The sequence below is a fragment of the Streptomyces atriruber genome, assembly GCF_001418325.1.
Taxonomy (GTDB): Bacteria; Actinomycetota; Actinomycetes; order Streptomycetales; family Streptomycetaceae; genus Streptomyces; species Streptomyces atriruber.
In genome coordinates this window covers 34,721-51,538 of the sequence record NZ_LIPN01000026.1, presented here as the reverse complement: position 1 = coordinate 51,538, position 16,818 = coordinate 34,721, and the positions used below count along the sequence as shown (strand labels likewise).

Genomic DNA, 16,818 nt, shown 5'->3' with positions numbered 1-16,818 from the left:
GGGTCTCTCGTGGGGCTTGGTGGGCCTGATGGCTCTGAGGGGCCTGAGGGGTTTCCCACGGGCCTTCGTCGCCGCCTGTCGCCGACAGCTCGGCGGAGGCTCCGTCAGGGGCGCCTGAGGGAACTTCGGCCGTCTCTGCGGCATCGGCACAGTCGTCGGCCGAGTGGGGGGCGGTGTACGCGTGCCGCCGCTCCGACGGCCTCGGCTGTTCCGCCTGCTCCGACCGGTCCGGCTGCTTCGGCGGCCCCGCATCGCCCACCTCGTCGGCGAGTTGGTGGACGAGGATGCCGTGCCGGTATGCGGCGTCCCCCACGTCGGCGCATGTGCTTCCGTACACCGAGAGCCGGTTGCCGTCTTCCTTGACCACCTCGACCGAGCGCTGGCGGGCCCGCGCCTCCTTGGCGAGGAGCGCGCCCAGGCGCGCGGCATGCGGGCTCCGGACGGCGACGCGGGGGCGGAGCCTGGTCCGCGCGAACTCCGTGGCCGCCTGGTCGGCGACGAGACGTCCCGACTCCAGTGTGACGACGTGATCAGCGGTCCGCGCGGCCTCCTTGGGGTCGTTCGTCGCGAACAGGACCGTGCCGCCCTGGGAGGCGTGGGCGCGCAGGATGCCGTGCAGCCAGGCGCCCTCCCGGACCGAGAGGCCGTCGCCCGGCCCGTCCAGGACGAGCGTGTGGGGGTCGGCGAGCAGCGCGCACGCCAGACCCAGTCGGCGGTCCATGCCGCGCGAGAGGGTGCCGAGGCGCTGGTCGCGGAGGCTGACGAGGCCGACGACCTCCAGGACGTCGTCGGCACGCAGGACGGGCACACCCACGGCCGCGCACAGCATGCGCAAATGGCCGCGGACCGAACGCGCGGGATGCCCTGGGACATCACCCATGAGGACGCCGACCTCACGCGACGGATGGGCGATGCGGTGCAGGGGGCGGCCTCTGAAGTACGTGATTCCACGGCCCTGTTGGAGTTCGAGCATCAACCGCAGCGCCGTGGTCGCGCCGACTGACTCGGCATCGAGCAGTGCCGTGACGCGACCGGTACGCGCCTCGAAGGACACGTCCTCTACGGCGGGCGGGAGCTCCTGGCGGGGATTGCTGGTCAGTCCGATGGCCTGGATCATCGCTTCTCTCGCAGGATGTGCGACCGCTCGGCGGCCGGGGCCCGTCCGCCGGATCGGGGACGGACGAACCCCGTGGGTACTGCAGCAAGATAACGCGACATTTGCGGCTTTTCGGTCAGGGTGTGGGCCACTGGTGTCCACCGAGCAGCCCGATCCCCGAGGATCAGCAGGTGACGCCGAGCTCGACCGTCAGACTTCGGGGCGCAGCATCGGCGGGTTGAGGAGCGTCGCACCGCCCGCGCGGAAGAGCTGGGCGGGTCGCCCGCCCTGCCGGGTGGTGGTCCCGCCGGTGGGCACGAGGAAGCCGGGGGTACCCGTGACCTTGCGGTGGAAGTTGCGCGGGTCGAGGACGACGCCCCACACGGCCTCGTACACCCTCCGCAGCTCGCCGACCGTGAACTCCGGTGGACAGAAGGCCGTGGCCAACGAGGAGTACTCGATCTTGGAGCGGGCGCGCTCCACGCCGTCGGCGAGGATCTGGGCGTGGTCGAAGGCCAGGGGTGCCGCCTGTTCGTCCTCGCGGCCGTATCCCCCCTGCTTGAGCAGGGCTTCCACCGGGGCCCAGCGGGCGCTGTTCGCGTCGCCGCCCGCTCGCGGCGCGGGCAGGTCGGGAGCGAGCGCGAGATGGGCGACGCTGACCACGCGCATGCGCGGGTCACGCTTCGGGTCGCCGTACGTGGCGAGCTGTTCGAGATGCGCTCCGTTGGCCTGGGCCGGGGCGTCGGGCGCGTGCGCGCACAGGCCCGTTTCCTCGCTCAGTTCGCGTGCGGCCGCCGACGACAGGTCCTCATCGGCGCGCACGAACCCGCCGGGCAGCGCCCAACGTCCCTGGAACGGCTGCTCACCGCGCCGTACGGCCAGCGCACAGAGCGCGTGCCGACGCACGGTCAGCACGACCAGGTCGACGGTGACTGCGAAGGGCGGGAAGGCCGACGGGTCGTAGGGCGACATGCCGCGATCATAGTCGTCTGCTTGACGATAAACACCTCCTTCACCCATTGCTGTCCGGTTGCTTCCCGTCGCTCCTCCACCCGGGTCGCCTGATCCGCGGGTCCGTCCGTCCGTGCACCGTCGCTGCGCGTGGGGCAGGGTCACACCCCCAACTGCAGCCCGTCGGCGGCCTCCTCGACCATGGCGAGGCCGAGCCTGCTCACGCGTACGGAGAACGGGGCTCCCGCGACGCTGAGCGCACTCAGCCCCAGCTCTCCCAGCGGGGCGCTGCGGACCGGAGTCAGCTTCACCGTGCCCGCGGGCGCGTCGGGCCGGATCCCGGCGAGCGCCGCGAGGACGTGGATCCCGGCGGCCGCGGCGGTGGCCGCCGGGCGGCAGGCCGCGGGGTGCGGCAGCGGAGCTCCGCCTTCCGTGCGCTGCTCCCCCGCGTACATCTCGGGCAGCCGGTGCCCGAAGCACTCGGCCGCGGACAACAGGCCGCGCAGGAGCGAGCTCGCCTCCTTCTCGTACCCCGCCGCCGCCAGTCCCGTGACGGCGACGGCCGTCTCCTGCACGCGGACCGCTCCGCCCCGGTGCCCGAACGGGTTGTACGCGGCCTCCTTCGCCCCAAGGCTGCGCAGCCCCCACCCGGAGTCCATGACGGGTCCGCCGAACAGCCGGGCGAGCTGCTCGGTGCTGACCTTGTCGAGCAGTCCGGAGGCGAGCGTCCCCGATCCGAGCAGGCCGGTGTCCAGGAGGTGGGCCGCTCCCGAGGTGAGGTGCGGCACGAGCCTCCCGTCGGCCAGGCGGGCGGCGGCCGGCCTGCCACCGGCCCGGTCGTCCACCCAGAACTGCTCCCGGAAGGCGGACCGCAACCGCGCCGCCCACTGGCGCAGGCCCATGGGATCCCCGCGGCCGTGCGCGTCGAGCAGGTCGGCGCCCAGCAGTGCGGCCCGGTGCGCGTGCGCCTGGACTTCGCCGCGCGCGATTCCCGCCGAGCGGACGTCGGGCAGGAAGATGCCGTCGCCGACGGAGGTGCGCAGCCACTCCAGGCACCGCTCCGCCGCGGGCAGCAGTTCCTCGACCTCCTGCCCGGGGAGCCCCCAGCGCCAGGCTTCCGCGAGGAGCACCGGAAAGAGCAGGGTCGCCTCGGTGCCCGTGCAGCCGGGCGGCAGGTGTGGGCCCGCGTCCCGGAGCGGCCCCGGGATCAGGCCCGACCGGGGGCCTGATCCCTCGACTTGGCTGCGGGCGAGAGTACGCAGCGTCCCCGCGGCGATGCGCGTGCCCAGCGGCAGTGCCATGCGGGCGGCGGCCAGCGCCTCGGCCGGCGCGAGACCGCAGCGCCACGGCGCTCCCGCGGCCGGATACAGGTCGGCCGGGTGCTCGGGATCGCGGAGCAGCAACGCCTGCAGGTCCTCGACGGACCGGGCGAGGAGCGGCTGGACCCGCGGGTCGTCGCCGACCGCCCGCGCCCCGGCGGCCGAGCGCAGCGCACCGTGCCCCGCGGCGCGGACGGGCCCCGCCCCATCGGGCCGCACCCTCAGCTCGACGCTCCGGGAGGCGCCAGGCGGCAGGTCCACCTCCCAGCGCAGCAGCCCCGCGGAGGCCAGGGCATCCGCGGGTGCGGGGTCGGCCGTGACGACGCAGTGCGCCGTGGCGGAGGACCACCGCATGCCGGAGTCGTGCACGCTGGCGGGCAGTTCGGGTCCCGCCAGGCCCGAGGCGACCGCGCCCACCTCCGCGAGGTCGGTGCCGAGCGAGACTTCGAGGGGCAGCCGGAGGGGGCGCCCGGAAGCGCTGTGCAAGGTGATCCGCTCCGTGCCGTCCGCGTGCCGGATCCGCTCGACGACGACCTCCGGGTCGGGGCCGCCGTCCGTCGAGAGACGGAGCGTCGCGACGAACCGGGCGCGGTCCGCGGAGAGCATGCGGGCCTGCACGGCGACCGGGTCGCGCCCCGCCACCCGCACGTGGCAGCGGGACAGGGTCCGGCGCCCCGCGCGATAGAACCCTTCCAGCCCGCGACCGGTCAACTGCCCCTCGTCCGTGGAGATCGCGAGAGCGGGCAGGGCGACGCAGATCAGCGCGGTGTGCGCGGGCGGGAGTTCACGGACCCTGCGGGGCTCGGGGGCCGGTGAGGGTGATGGGCGCGTGCGCGGGGGCGAGAACGCTGGCGTAGGCATAGCCATAGGCGAGGACAGGGATGGGGACGCGTCGAACCTGTCCGGCCTGTCGGGTCTCTCAGATCCCTCGGATCCCTCGGATCTGCCGGATCCGAGGGATCTGTCGGCTCTACCGAATCTGTCGAAGCTGTCGAAGTCGGAAGACGGAGCGGGAAGAGACATGGGCAGCTTCTTTTGCGTCGTCTGCGGTGTCTGCGGTGTCTGTCGTTTGCGTGTCTACGGCGGTGCGACCCGGCCGGGGGTACCGCCACTCAGGTGAACGGGCGGAACCTGCGCCAAGTCACGCCCCCGCGCGGTAAGCCGACCATGTGGCCCACAGCTCGTGCGCGGTCATCGGCCGCCCCTCGCGAGGCGCCGGGCGACGCGGCGGCGGCTCCGCGGGCCCTTGCCCGGGCCGCCGGAAGCCCGAGGGACTCCAGGTGCGGAGCGCGGCCGACGTCGGCGGCCGGGCCGGGGAGAAGCACCGTCATGGGCCTCACGCTTGCGTCGCAGACAGCGGCGGATCGACTCCGGGTCCATGTCGTCGTTGCAGGCGCGGTTGAGGAGCAGGGCGAAGGCGTATCGGGAGTCGGCGCTCAGTGCCATGCCCAGGGCCTCCTGGCCTTCGGCGAGGTCGCCGAGGGACCAGGCGACCCAGCCGGCGAGGGCCAGTGGCGCGGCCGCGTACTCCGCGTACGCCCCGACGCAGCGTCGGGACAGGGCCCGCCAGAGCCGCAGCGCGGGCGGCCCTTCGGCGCCCTCCATCCACTCCGCCGCACGATCGCGGGTCGTGGGGACCTGGAGGCCGAAGATGAGTGCGGCCGCCTCGTCGTGTGCGATCAGCTCGTCGTCCCTGTTGTCCGCTTCGAGGGGGCCCGATGCCGGGGGCGCCGCGTCCAGGCGTGCCATGATCCGGCGCGCCAGATCGAGCGTCTCCGCGGCGACGCCCTCTCCCTCCTCGCAGATCTCGCCCAGGTCGCCGAATCGGCCCGCGTATTGACCCGCGCCTTGGGCTCCGTCTTGAGCCGCCCCTTCAGTCGCCTCTTCAGCCGCCGCTTGAGCCGCCAGCTGAGCCGCCTCGCGCAGCATCCTGGGGAGGAGTTCGAGGCTCGCCGCGTCGAGTGCCCGCTCCTGGTCCGTCGCCGCCGCGGTCCCCCACGGGGTGAGCCGTCCCCTCATCTCGCCCTGTGTGGCGCCCGGCTGCACCCCCATGTACGTCGCGGCGGCGGCCAGGACCGAGGTGCCCGGCCTGAGCAGGGGGATGCCCTCCGGAGGACAGCACCGCGTGTCCGGGCAGCAGTACGTCCAGAAGCGGCCCTGCGAGATGCACACGACTTCGAAGACCGGCACGTCCAGGCGGCCGCACGCCGTGCGCAGCACCTGGGCCAGCGGGCGCAGACGCTCCACGACCTGCTGCCCGGTCTCCGCGCCCACGGGCTCCTGACAGAGGAAGGCGACGACGCCTTCAGGACGCGCTCCCCTCCTCTCGCAACCGCCCACCAGACACTGGGCCAGCTGCTCCGCGACACACGGCCAGTCCTCCGCGCGCTCGGGGACGCCGAGGCGCACGCGGCCGCCGAACCGTCCCCGCTCGCCGTGCAGCGCGATGAGCACGATGCTCTCCTCGGGCGTGAACCCGAGCAAATACGGCAGGGCATCGGCCAGTTCGGCCGGGGTGCGCAGCGTGACCACCGGCTCGTCGAACGAGTCGCCGGGACGGGGCGCCTGCTCACCGGGACGGGGCACCGGACCGCCAGACCGCTGGACCGGACCGCCGGGCCGCTGGGCCGGGCCATCGGGACGGACGGATTCGTTGGGATCGAGCGGACCCGCCGCTTCGCTGTGGTTCGTCATGCGCCGACTCTCCCGCGAAGCGCAGAGTTCCGGTTGGCCCTGTGGATAACTCCGGCCAGGGGCACGCCAACGTCAGGAGCACGCCAACACTTATCCACAGCTTCACGAGCTCGCCCCGACCAACTCCGTCCCCCGCGTACACAATTGCGCCACACACAGCCGCCGCGCGAACCGCGGACCGCCGCCTCCACCTCAACCCCAGTGCTAATTAGGTTAGGCTAAGCTAAGGTCAATTCGCAGTTCGGACCCAGCGGTGCGCGCGTCATCAGGGGAGGGAAAACACCCATGGGCCTACCCGCCATCGGCTCCTACCCGATGCCGGACCGCACCGCCCTCCCCCGGTCGCACGTCTCCTGGCGCATCGATCCGGTGCGTGCCGCGCTGCTGGTCCACGACATGCAGAACCACTTCGTGGGCGCGTTCCCCAAGGGCCTCTCTCCCGTGGTGGAGCTCGTCGACAACATAGCGACGCTCCGGGAGCTGGCGTCGACCCTGGGCATGCCCATCATCTTCAGCGCGGAGCCCGCAGGTCAGGCGCCTGGGCAGCGCGGGCTCGTCGCGGACATGTGGGGGCCAGGCATCGGGGACGAGCCCGGCGCCGCGGCGATCGTCTCGCCCCTCACGCCCCGCCCCGGCGAGCACCTGCTGTCGAACGTGCGCCACAACGCCTTCCTGCGCAGCCACCTCGGCAGGCTGCTGCGGTCGAAGGGCCGCGACCAGCTGATCGTCTGCGGGGTGTACGCGCACCTCGGCGTCCTCCTGACCGCGGCGGACGCCTTCATGAACGACATCCAGCCGTTCGTCGTCGCCGACGCGGTGGCCGACCTCTCCGCGGAGGAACACAACCTGGCGCTTCGCTGGGCCGCGCGCAGCGGCATGGTCTGCACGACGGACGGCCTGCTGCGCGGCCTGCTCCTGCACAGGGAGCCGAAGAACGCGTGACCACCCAAGAGCGCAAGACCCCCCACGAGAGACGGAGACCATGACAGTACGGGCCGCGGTGGCCGGAGCCAGTGGCTATGCAGGCGGGGAGATCCTCCGCCTGCTGTTGTCGCATCCGGAGGTCGAGATCGGCGCGGTGACCGCGCACAGCAGCGCGGGGCGGCGGCTCGGGGAGGTGCAACCGCACCTGGCCGCCGTCGCGGACCGGGTCCTCGCGGAGACGTCGGCGGAGTCCCTGCGCGGCCACGACGTGGTGTTCCTGGCGCTGCCGCACGGCCAGTCCGCCGCGCTGGCCCGGCAGTTGGAGCCCGGCACCCTCGTCGTGGACTGCGGGGCCGACTTCCGGTTGCGCGACCCGGCGGACTGGCAGCGGTTCTACGGCTCCCCGCACGCCGGTACGTGGCCCTACGGCCTGCCCGAACTGCCGGGTGCCCGGGACGAGCTGAAGGGAACCGGCCGCGTCGCCGTGCCGGGCTGCTATCCGACGGCGGTGACCCTTGCGCTGTACCCCGCCTTCCTGGCGGGGCTGGTGGAGCCGGAAGCCGTCGTCGTCGCGGCGAGCGGCACGTCGGGCGCGGGCCGGGTCGCCAAGCCTCACCTGGTCGGTTCCGAGGTGATGGGTTCGATGACGCCGTACGGGGTCGGCGGCGGCCACCGGCACACACCCGAGCTGACGCAGAACCTCTCCCGGGTCGCGGGCGAGCACGTGACCGTCTCCTTCACGCCGACCCTGGCACCGATGCCGCGCGGCATCCTCGCCACCTGCTCGGCGCGCCTGCGCCCCGCCCTGACGACCGGCACCACAGCCCACGCCCAGGCCGACACCGACACCGACACCGACCGCACCGCGGACGACATGAGCGCCGTGGAGAAGGCGGTGCGCGCCGCGTACGAAACCGCCTACGGAGACGAGCCCTTCGTACGCCTGCTGCCGCCCGGCACCTGGCCCTCGACCGCCGCCGTCCTGGGGTCCAACACCGCCCAGGTGCAGGTGGCCGTGGACGCGGCCGCGCGTCGGCTCGTCTGTGTGAGTGCGATCGACAACCTGACCAAGGGCACCGCCGGTGGCGCGGTGCAGAGCATGAACGTCGCCCTCGGGCTCCCCGAAGGGACGGGCCTGCCCATGAATGGAGTGGCTCCGTGAGCGTGACCGCTGCCCGGGGATTCACCGCGAGCGGGATATCCGCCGGGGTCAAGGAGTCCGGCGCCCCGGACCTGGCGCTGGTGGTGAACCACGGGCCGTCGAACGCGGCGGCCGCGGTGTTCACCTCGAATCGTGTCCAGGCCGCACCCGTGCGCTGGTCGCGGCGCGTGATCGACGACGGCACACTGGCCGCCGTCGTCCTCAACTCCGGTGGCGCCAACGCCTGTACGGGCCCCGGGGGCGAGGACGACACGCGCGTGATGGCCGAGTGCACGGCGCGGGCCCTCGACGTGGCGGCCGACGGGGTCGCGGTGTGTTCCACCGGCCTCATCGGCGTCCGGCTGCCCATGGACCGGGTCACGGCGGGCATCGACGCCGCTGCCGCCGCGCTGTCGGAGGACGGCGGCGAGCCCGCCGCGATCGCGATCAAGACGACCGACTCGGTGCACAAGACGGCGGTCGCGTCCGGCCCCGGGTGGACCGTGGGCGGCATGGCGAAGGGCGCGGGCATGCTGGCGCCCGGCCTCGCGACGATGCTGGTGGTCCTGACCACGGACGCCGACGTCAGCGCCCAGTCGCTCGACTCGGCGCTCAGGGAGGCGGTGCGCACCACCTTCGACCGGGTGGACTCGGACGGCTGCATGTCCACCAACGACACCGTGCTGTTGCTCGCTTCGGGCGCCTCGGGAGTGCGGCCGGATCCGGCCGAGTTCACGCGGGCCGTGCACGGCGTCTGTCTCGACCTGGCGCTCCGGCTCATCGCGGACGCGGAGGGCGCGTCGAAGGAGATCGAGGTGCGGGTGGTCGGCGCGGCCTCGGAGCCGGACGCCGTGACGGTGGGCCGGTCGGTCGCACGGAACAACCTCCTCAAGTGCGCCCTGCACGGCGAGGACCCGAACTGGGGCCGGGTGCTGTCGGCGATCGGCACGACCTCCGCGGTCTTCGACCCCGACCGCCTGGACGTGTCGATCAACGGCGTCCGGGTGTGCCGGGACGGTGCGGCCGGTGAGCCGCGGGACGAGGTGGACCTCTCGGGGCGCGCGGTGACGATCACCGTCGACCTGCGCTCCGGGGATGCGTCGGCGACGATCTGGACGAATGATCTGACCGCTGCGTACGTCCACGAGAACAGCGCGTACAGCTCGTGAACGGAGTAGGGGCAGACATGCGAACGGCCGTCAGGGAGCAGAAGCCCGAGGACCCCGAAGACGCCGAGGCCGTCCTCCGCGCGGAGGGCATGCAAGGCAGCGTGGTCGTCGTCAAGTTCGGCGGGCACGCCATGGTGGACGCGGACCTGCAGCGGGCGTTCGCCCGGGACGTCGTCGAACTGTGGCAGGCGGGCCTGCGCCCCGTCGTCGTCCACGGAGGCGGCCCGCAGATCAACGCGATGCTCGACCGCCTCGGCCTGGAGACCCGGTTCGCGGCGGGTCTGCGGGTGACCACCCCGGAGACCATGGAGGTGGTCCGCATGGTGCTGACCGGCCGGGTCCAGCGGGAGTTGGTCGGCCACATCAACGCCCACGGACCGTTCGCCGTCGGCATGACGGGCGAGGACGCGCACACGATGACAGCCGTACGACGGGCCGCCTGGGTGGACGACCGGCCGGTGGACATCGGTCTCGTCGGCGACATCGTGAAGGTGAACCCGGACACCGTACGTGCGCTCCTGGAGCAGGGCCACATACCGGTCGTCTCCCCCGTGGCACGCGGCGAGGACGGGCAGGTCTACAACGTCAACGCCGACCTCGCCGCGTCGGCCCTGGCCGTGGCGCTCGACGCCGAACGCCTCGTGATGCTCACCGATGTCGAGGGGCTGTACGCGAACTGGCCGCACAGCACCGAGGTGATCGAGCGCCTGACGGCGGACGCGCTGGACGAACTGCTGCCGGGACTCGCGAGCGGGATGCTGCCGAAGATGGAGGGATGTCTGCGGGCCGTTCGCGGTGGCGTGCGCAAGGCGCACGTGCTCGACGGGCGAGTGCCGCACGCGGTGGTGCGCGGCGTGCTCGGCGAGACCAGTCCCGGCACCACGGTGGTTCCCGACGCGGATGCCGATCGCGGCGGAAGCCCCGCGCACGACGAGTGCACCGTCTGACGGGCACGGGCGGGCGCTGACGTGCAGACGACGACTCCCGCCCCGGGAGGTGAACCGGGGCGGGAGCGGCATGTGTGACGCCGATGTGGCGTCGCGTCAGCACGTCGGTCGTACCGTCACAAACTCCTCGCGAGTATCAGCGCGTTGCGCCGCGGATCGAGGGAGTTCGCCCACGCCGGGGGCGCCACGCGCGCGGCCGTCGGCGCGAACCCGTACCGGAGGAACAGGTCGCCCCCGCCCGTCGTCGCCGTGAACAGCGCACCGAGCGACTTGGCGCGGGCCACGGCCAGTGCGGCGCGCATGAGTCCGGCTCCCACGCCGCGGCCCTGCTGGTGCCCGGCCACGCAGAAGTTGTACAGAACGCCCGCGGCCCCGCGGCCCGTCGCCGGATCGGCCGGGTGCACTCGCAGGCCCACGCAGCCCTCCAGCGGTCCTCCCGGCACGCTCACGTCCGCGTCCGCGACGAGGAAGTCGGCGGCGTGGGCGGAGTAGAGCGAGGCGGGCCGCTCCCGCAGTGCCCCCGAGCGCACGAAGGGCTGGGACAGGGCGACGAGTGCGGCGGCGTCCTCCTCGCGGGCGGAGCGCACCGCGGGCGGCCCGTCGGGAACCCCTGCGGGGGGTGCGTGCAGCGGGGCAGGGCGCGGCGTAGCCGTGATCAAGGCTGTACCTTCCTCGGTTCCACGATGGTTCCACGATCGAAGACAAGCGAGATAAGGCTAGCCTTACCTAAGTTTTGAGTCCAACCGGCATGGATCCTGAGACGTGCCGAAGCTCGCGGAGGGAGGTGGAGGGAGCCGGGGAGAGGAGGAAGAAGGGACCGAAGCCCGTGCACCACGGGTCCGAAGCCCGTGCACCACGGGACCGATCCCGCGAGCAGCGGTTCCGATCCCGCACACAGCGGGGGTCCGATCCCGCACACAACAAAGGCAAGAGGGGAATCCCACCTCTTGCCACTTTCAACTTATAGCGCACAGGGGGGCTTGCGGCAAGGCCCCCACCGTCCCGCAAAATCACGGCTCAAGCCTGATCCTGCGGACATCGGAGACCCCCTGACCAGCAGCGCGTTCAACCTGCCCGCCACTCTCTCCACCAAGGCCGAGCCGGCACTGATCGCTCGCGACGAGCGGCACTTCACCGCGATCGCGGAGAGCCTCGAGCAGACCGTCGCCGAGCTCTCCGGCCGTCTCGACACCCTGCGCAAGGCACCCGGCGGCATCGGCCGCGAGGCGATGGACCGGGACTCGGAGATCCACCGGCTGAGCGGCCGCCTGCGCGCCCTGCGCCGCTTCGGACTCGACCTCTGCCTGGGGCACGTCGTCCTCGCGGACGACGACGCCGAGCCCCTGTACATCGGGCGCCTCGGCCTCACCGACAGCGAGGGCCGCCGACTGCTCGTCGACTGGCGTTCGCCCGCCGCCGAGCCGTTCTTCGCGGCGACCCACGCCAACCCGATGGGGCTGGCGAGCCGTCGCAGGTACCGCTGGACCGGCGGCCGGATCAGCGACTACTGGGACGAGGTGTTCACCGCCGACGGCCTCGAACACCACGCCGCGCTCGACGACCAGTCCGCCTTCATCGCCAGCCTGGGCAGCAACCGGTCGGCCCGGATGCGCGACGTGCTCGGCACCATCCAGTCCGACCAGGACGCCATCATCCGCGCGGGCTCCCGCGGCGCCCTCGTCGTCGACGGCGGGCCCGGCACGGGCAAGACCGTCGTCGCCCTGCACCGTTCCGCCTACCTCCTCTACTCCGACCCCCGGCTCGGCCACGACCGTCGCGGCGGCGGGGTGCTCTTCGTCGGTCCGCACGAGCCCTACCTGGGATACGTCGCCGATGTCCTGCCCAGCCTCGGCGAGGAGGGCGTGCAGACCTGCACCCTGCGGGACCTCGTCGCCGAGGGCGCCGCCGCACGCCCCGAGAGCGACCCCGACGTGGCCCGCCTCAAATCGACCGCGGACATGGTGAAGGCGATCGAGAAGGCCGTCAGGTTCTACGAGGAGCCGCCCTCCGAGGCGTACACGGCCTCGACGCCCTGGGCCGATGTGCGGGTGAGCGCCGACGACTGGGACGAGGCGTTCCGGGCGCCAGGACCGGGCACCGCGCACAACGAGGCGCGCGAGCTGATCTGGGAGGAACTGGCCACGATCCTCATGGACAAGCTCATGGGCGAGCAGGGCATCGACGAGGAGGAGGACGGCATCTCGCCCGAGCTGTTCCTGCGGTCGCTGCGGCAGGACAGGGAGCTGGTCACGACGCTCAACCGCGCGTGGCCGCTGATCGAGGCCGCCGACCTCGTGTCCGACCTGTGGACGGTCCCCGCCTATCTGCGGATGTGCGCGCCCTGGCTCGACCACGACGACGTGATGAAGCTGCAGCGCAAGCACGCTCCCCAGGCCTGGACGGTGTCCGACCTGCCGCTCCTGGACGCGGCGCGGCAGCGGCTCGGCGACCCGGAGGCGGCCCGGCGCAAGCGGCGGCACGACGCCGCCGTCGCCGCCGAACGCGAGCGCATGGCCGGTGTCATCGACGAGATCCTCTCGGCCGCCGACTTCGCCTCGGCCGGTGACGACAGCGAGGGCGCGGTGCGGATGCTGCGGGGCAAGGACCTCCAGGACACCCTGATCGACGAGGGCGCCCTGCCCACCGAGGATCCGGACCGGCTCGCGGGCCCGTTCGTGCATGTCGTCGTGGACGAGGCGCAGGAACTGACGGACGCGGAGTGGCAGATGCTGCTGCTGCGCTGCCCGTCCCGGAGCTTCACCGTCGTGGGTGACCGCGCCCAGGCGAGGCAAGGGTTCACCGAGTCGTGGGAGGAGCGGCTGGCGCGGGCCGGCGTCGACCGGGTCACGATGGCCTCCCTGAGCATCAACTACCGCACTCCGCAGGAGGTCATGACGGAGGCCGAGCCGGTCGTCAGGGCCGGGATCCCCGACGCCAACGTGCCGACGTCCATCCGCAGCAGCGGCATCCCCGTCGTCCACGGATCGGTCACGGACCTGGACTCCACCCTCGACACCTGGCTCGACGCGCACGCCGACGGGGTCGCCTGCGTCATCGGCGACGCGGCTTTCCAGGAGAAGTTCCAGGCCTCGTCACGCGTACGGTCCCTCACTCCGGAGCTGTCGAAGGGGCTGGAGTTCGACCTGGTCGTCCTCGTCGACCCGGAGACGTTCGGCGAGGGCGTCGAAGGGGCGGTCGACCGCTATGTGGCGATGACCCGGGCGACGCAGCGGCTCGTGATCCTCACGTCTCCCTGAGGGCGGGGGGCGGGGTCAGGCGCACGGGCGGCCCGGGTACGCATCCGTCTCGGGCACGCCCGCCTCGCGCATCCTGCGCAGCACCTCGGGCAGGGCCTCGTCGGCGACGTCCGCGGGGCAGTTGATCCGCCGGTCGAAGACGAGGGTCTCCCCGGCCGTGTTCCAGAGGACGTAGCGCCACCCGGGTCCGTCGCCATCCTGCACGTACGCGTCGCCCTCCCGGACGCTCCCCGGATCGCTCACGACGCCGCCTTCCCCGTCTCGCGGCCGTCGACGTACGTCGCCGCCACTTCGATCGCGCCGATACGTGCGGTGTCGACCCGGCGAGGGTCGTCGCCGAGCACCACCAGGTCGGCGCGCTTGCCCGGGGTGAGGGTTCCCAAGGTGTCCTCCCAGTGGCAGGCGTGCGCGCCGGCCACCGTGTAGGCGCGCAGGGCCTCGTCGACGGTGATGCCCTCCTCCGGGCCGACCACCCGGCCCGACTCGGCGGCGCGCTCGACCATGAACTGGACGGCCCGCAGCGGGGACCCGTCCGTGACGGGGCGGTCGGAGCTGCCGACCAGGGGCACGCCGTGGTCCAGGAACCCGCGGCCGCGGTAGAGCCAGGGAGCCCGCTCCTCCCCCATGATCGCCGCGTAGTCGTCGCCGAAGAAGCGCAGGAAGTTGGGTTGCACGACCGCGCTGACGCCGAGTCGGGCGAAGCGCGGGAGCTGGTCGGGGCGGATCAGGCCCGCGTGCTCGATGCGGTGCCGGGCGTGGGGCCGCGGCCGGAGGCGCTGGGCCCGTTCCAGGGCGTCCAGGGCGAGGTCGGCCGCGCGGTCGCCGATGGCGTGGACGGCGAGCTGCCACCCCGCCAGATGACCGTCGACGATCGTGTCGGCGAGCGCGTCCGGGTCGTCCTGCAACTGGCCCGCGTGGTCGAGTCCTTCGTACGGCCTGCTGAGCGCGGCGGTCCGGGCCATCATGCCGCCGTCGGTGTAGATCTTCAGCGCGCCCACGGAGAGGCGGTCGTCGCCGAAGCCGGTGCGCAGGCCCAGGTCGAGGGCCCTGGGAATGCCGTCGGCCTCGTGCGCGGAGACCGGGCGGAGCCGTTCCGCGGACACCATGAGCTGCACGCGCAGCGGCAGCAGGCCCTCCTCGCGGGCGAGTTGATAGGCGCCCAGCTCGACGGGGCTGTGGCCGAAGAGGGTGCCGCCGATGCCCGCCTCCGCGCAGGCGGTGACGCCCTCGCTCAGACAGGTCCGGGCGGCGCGCCCGATCGCCTCGGCCAGTTCGCGCTGGGAGTACGGCAGGCGCAGGGCGCGGGCGGCGCCCATCGCGCCCTCGGCGAGGAAGCCGTTCTCGTGCGGGATGTCCGCGGGGAGCAGGTCGAGGACGGCGGAGTTGACCACGCAGCCGTGTCCGGAGTCGTGCAGCAGGAAGACCTTGTGGCCCCGGCTGACCGTGTCCAGTTCGGTGGCGGTCAGATGGCGGCCCAGGGCCCGCTGGTCGTATCCGACGAGGCTCAGCCAGGCGCCGGGGGCGCGTTCGCGCGCCGCGGCCTGCGCCACGACGGCGAGCACGTCGTCGATCCGGGTGCGGCCCGCGATGCTCAAGGTGTTCTCATTGAGCCCGGTCCAGGCCAGATGCACGTGGGCGTCGATGAATCCGGGCAGCACGGTGGCGCCCTGGAGGTCGATCACCTCGCGCGCGGGCGAGGAGGTCACGGCCGCGTCCAGGCCCGCGATCCGGCCCCGCCAGATGCCCAGGTCGTGGGCGACGGGGTGGTCCGGATCCATGGTGAGGAAGCGCGCGTTCGTCAGTCTCTTGCAGAGCATCGGCGATCCGCCCCTCCGGTAGCCGGTGGCCGGTGAGGTCAGCCGTCGACGGACGCCGCGAGCGAACGGGGGCGCAGGTCGGTCCAGTTGGTCTCGATGTACTCCAGGCAGGCGTCCCGCGAGTCCTCGCCGAAGGCGGTGGTCCACCCGCCGGGCACCTCGGCGAAGGAGGGCCAGAGCGAGTGCTGCCCCTCGTCGTTCACCAGGACCAGGAAGCGGCCTTCGGGGTCGTCGAAGGGGTTGGTGCTCATGTGTCGGTGCCTCCTGCAGAGTGCGGATCGGGGATGGAAGGGGAGGTCAGGATTAGGTTAGGCTCCCCTAAATTAATGCGAGCTTAGCCTTACTCCCTTCCCTCTCACAAGGAGACGTTGATGCGCCCCGCGGCCGACACCGGGAACGCCTTCGCCGAGTACGGACTGGCCGGTGAACCCGGCACCGAAGCCTTCTGGTCGGCTGCCCGGAGTCCTGTCTCCGTACCTGCCGACGACGGCGGTTGGACCACGCTCTTCCTGTGGCGCGGGTCCTCCGCGCGCATCGGTTTCGAGAGCTGGTCGGAGCCGGTGGCGCTGGAGCGCTGGGCCGACACGGACTGCTGGTACGCCGAGGTGCGGATGCCCGAACGGCTGCGCGTGACCTATCAGGTCCTCGCGGGCGAGGCGGCGTACGCCGATCCGCTCAACCCGGTCGGCGCCGGCGGCGACCGGTCCATCGCCGCGACCCCGGACGCCCCCGCCCAGCCCCACTGGCCCGGCATCGGCGCCGACGACACCCTGCCCCTGCCCGCCACCCGCATCCGCTGGGCCAGTCGGCGGCTCGGCGGGCGGCGCACCGTGCGGGTCCACGCGGTGGGCGGCGGCGGGCCGGTGGTCCTGCTGCTCGACGGGGACGACTGGCTCTATCTGCACCCGGCCATGACCGCCTTCGAATCGGCCGTCGCCGGAGGCGAGATGCCCCCGGTCACCCTCGTCTTCCTGCCCGCCAAGGACCGGCTGGACGACTTCGGGTGCAACCCCGGCCTGTGGGAGGCGGTACGGGACGAACTGCTGCCGCTGGTGGCGGAGAGCGGCGTGCCCGCCGACGCGGGCCGACTGGTGGTCGCCGGGCAGAGCCTGGGCGGGCTGAGCGCGGTGTACGCGGCGCTGGACTTCCCCGACCTGGTGTCCCGCGTGGCCTGCCAGTCGCCGTCGTTCTGGTGGACGCCCGACGCCATGGCATCGGCGGACCCGCTGGGCGGCACGGTCGGCGGCACCATCGCCGAGCGGCTGCGGAAGGAGCGTCCCGATCTGTCCGGGCTGCGCATCGCGTTCGACCTGGGGGAGCACGAGCCGCGGATGCTCCCCCACTGCGAGCTGACCGAGTCGCTGGTCCAGGAGGCCGGAGCGACCGTACGGGTCTCGCGGGCGGCCTCCGGCCATGACCGGGCGGGCTGGCGGCACGCGCTGCTCAGGGACGTCGCCTGGGCGCTCGCCTGAAAGGCACCGGCAAGCCCTCCTCACGCAGCCA

At 72.9% G+C, this 16,818-nt stretch carries 14 protein-coding genes; 6 read left to right on the top strand and 8 right to left on the bottom strand.

All coding sequences use genetic code 11. From position 1 onward, the window contains the following. From AOK03_RS02530 to AOK03_RS40455, 4 genes are all read right to left on the bottom strand, one after another. A partial coding sequence (locus AOK03_RS02530; RefSeq protein ID WP_244177463.1) for an ATP-binding cassette domain-containing protein occupies positions 1-1,117 on the bottom strand: 1,117 nt, incomplete at its 3' end. A gap of 189 nt (positions 1,118-1,306) precedes the next feature. Then, positions 1,307-2,068, bottom strand: coding sequence for an NUDIX hydrolase (locus AOK03_RS02525; RefSeq protein ID WP_055563452.1), 762 nt, complete (start codon positions 2,066-2,068; stop codon positions 1,307-1,309). Between the two features lie 140 nt (positions 2,069-2,208). Further along, positions 2,209-4,227 carry a glycogen debranching N-terminal domain-containing protein gene (locus AOK03_RS02520; protein WP_079074418.1) on the bottom strand — a complete coding sequence of 673 codons (2,019 nt, stop codon included), beginning with the start codon at positions 4,225-4,227 and terminating at the stop codon, positions 2,209-2,211. Between the two features lie 330 nt (positions 4,228-4,557). Next, positions 4,558-6,060 carry a DUF4192 domain-containing protein gene (locus tag AOK03_RS40455; RefSeq protein WP_055563451.1) on the bottom strand — a complete coding sequence of 501 codons (1,503 nt, stop codon included), beginning with the start codon at positions 6,058-6,060 and terminating at the stop codon, positions 4,558-4,560. Between the two features lie 285 nt (positions 6,061-6,345). On the opposite strand from AOK03_RS40455, the gene AOK03_RS02510 reads away from it, so the two are divergent. The 4 genes from AOK03_RS02510 (at position 6,346) to argB (ending at position 10,241) form a co-directional block, all read left to right on the top strand. After that, entirely contained in the window at positions 6,346-7,002 is a 657-nt protein-coding gene (locus AOK03_RS02510) for an isochorismatase family protein (RefSeq protein WP_055563450.1), read from the top strand. 40 nt (positions 7,003-7,042) lie between these two features. After that, the gene (argC, locus tag AOK03_RS02505) at positions 7,043-8,146 is read left to right on the top strand and encodes an N-acetyl-gamma-glutamyl-phosphate reductase (RefSeq protein WP_055563449.1); all 1,104 of its coding nucleotides are present in this window, start codon (positions 7,043-7,045) and stop codon (positions 8,144-8,146) included. Continuing rightward, the gene (gene argJ, locus AOK03_RS02500) at positions 8,143-9,294 is read left to right on the top strand and encodes a bifunctional glutamate N-acetyltransferase/amino-acid acetyltransferase ArgJ (protein WP_055563448.1); all 1,152 of its coding nucleotides are present in this window, start codon (positions 8,143-8,145) and stop codon (positions 9,292-9,294) included. Before argC ends, argJ begins: the two co-directional genes overlap by 4 nt. 89 nt (positions 9,295-9,383) lie before the next feature. Beyond that, entirely contained in the window at positions 9,384-10,241 is an 858-nt protein-coding gene (gene argB, locus AOK03_RS02495) for an acetylglutamate kinase (RefSeq protein WP_055563456.1), read from the top strand. 116 nt (positions 10,242-10,357) lie between these two features. Here the strand turns inward: argB and AOK03_RS02490 are convergent, their stop codons facing one another. After that, a complete protein-coding gene (locus AOK03_RS02490) occupies positions 10,358-10,900 on the bottom strand; it encodes a GNAT family N-acetyltransferase (RefSeq protein ID WP_055563447.1) in 543 nt (180 codons plus the stop codon). A gap of 378 nt (positions 10,901-11,278) precedes the next feature. Here AOK03_RS02490 and helR point away from each other — a divergent pair, with 378 nt between their 5' ends. Further along, entirely contained in the window at positions 11,279-13,498 is a 2,220-nt protein-coding gene (gene helR / locus AOK03_RS02485) for an RNA polymerase recycling motor ATPase HelR (RefSeq protein ID WP_055563455.1), read from the top strand. A 15-nt stretch (positions 13,499-13,513) separates the two neighbouring features. Here helR and AOK03_RS02480 read toward each other — a convergent pair whose 3' ends face one another. Genes AOK03_RS02480 through AOK03_RS02470 form a run of 3 tightly spaced genes read right to left on the bottom strand, consistent with a single transcriptional unit; the run spans position 13,514 to position 15,566 of the window. Next, on the bottom strand, positions 13,514-13,741 hold the full coding sequence (locus AOK03_RS02480; protein WP_055563446.1) for a hypothetical protein: 228 nt from the start codon (positions 13,739-13,741) through the stop codon (positions 13,514-13,516). Then, a complete protein-coding gene (locus AOK03_RS02475) occupies positions 13,738-15,315 on the bottom strand; it encodes an amidohydrolase (RefSeq protein WP_055563445.1) in 1,578 nt (525 codons plus the stop codon). Before AOK03_RS02475 ends, AOK03_RS02480 begins: the two co-directional genes overlap by 4 nt. A 38-nt stretch (positions 15,316-15,353) precedes the next feature. Beyond that, a complete protein-coding gene (locus AOK03_RS02470; protein WP_055563444.1) occupies positions 15,354-15,566 on the bottom strand; it encodes an MbtH family protein in 213 nt (70 codons plus the stop codon). 120 nt (positions 15,567-15,686) lie between these two features. Between AOK03_RS02470 and AOK03_RS02465 the strand changes: the two genes are divergently transcribed. Then, complete coding sequence (locus AOK03_RS02465; RefSeq protein ID WP_055563443.1) at positions 15,687-16,787, top strand: alpha/beta hydrolase-fold protein; 1,101 nt, start codon at positions 15,687-15,689, stop codon at positions 16,785-16,787. Positions 16,788-16,818 lie beyond the last annotated feature (31 nt).

Coding starts and splice junctions, on each gene's coding strand:
- AOK03_RS02525 (WP_055563452.1), bottom strand. CDS start 2,068: ATGTCGCCCTACGACCCGTCGGCCTTCCCGCCCTTCGCAGTCACCGTC.
- AOK03_RS02520 (WP_079074418.1), bottom strand. CDS start 4,227: ATGCCTACGCCAGCGTTCTCGCCCCCGCGCACGCGCCCATCACCCTCA.
- AOK03_RS40455 (WP_055563451.1), bottom strand. CDS start 6,060: ATGACGAACCACAGCGAAGCGGCGGGTCCGCTCGATCCCAACGAATCC.
- AOK03_RS02510 (WP_055563450.1), top strand. CDS start 6,346: ATGGGCCTACCCGCCATCGGCTCCTACCCGATGCCGGACCGCACCGCC.
- argC (WP_055563449.1), top strand. CDS start 7,043: ATGACAGTACGGGCCGCGGTGGCCGGAGCCAGTGGCTATGCAGGCGGG.
- argB (WP_055563456.1), top strand. CDS start 9,384: ATGCAAGGCAGCGTGGTCGTCGTCAAGTTCGGCGGGCACGCCATGGTG.
- AOK03_RS02475 (WP_055563445.1), bottom strand. CDS start 15,315: ATGCTCTGCAAGAGACTGACGAACGCGCGCTTCCTCACCATGGATCCG.
- AOK03_RS02470 (WP_055563444.1), bottom strand. CDS start 15,566: ATGAGCACCAACCCCTTCGACGACCCCGAAGGCCGCTTCCTGGTCCTG.
- AOK03_RS02465 (WP_055563443.1), top strand. CDS start 15,687: ATGCGCCCCGCGGCCGACACCGGGAACGCCTTCGCCGAGTACGGACTG.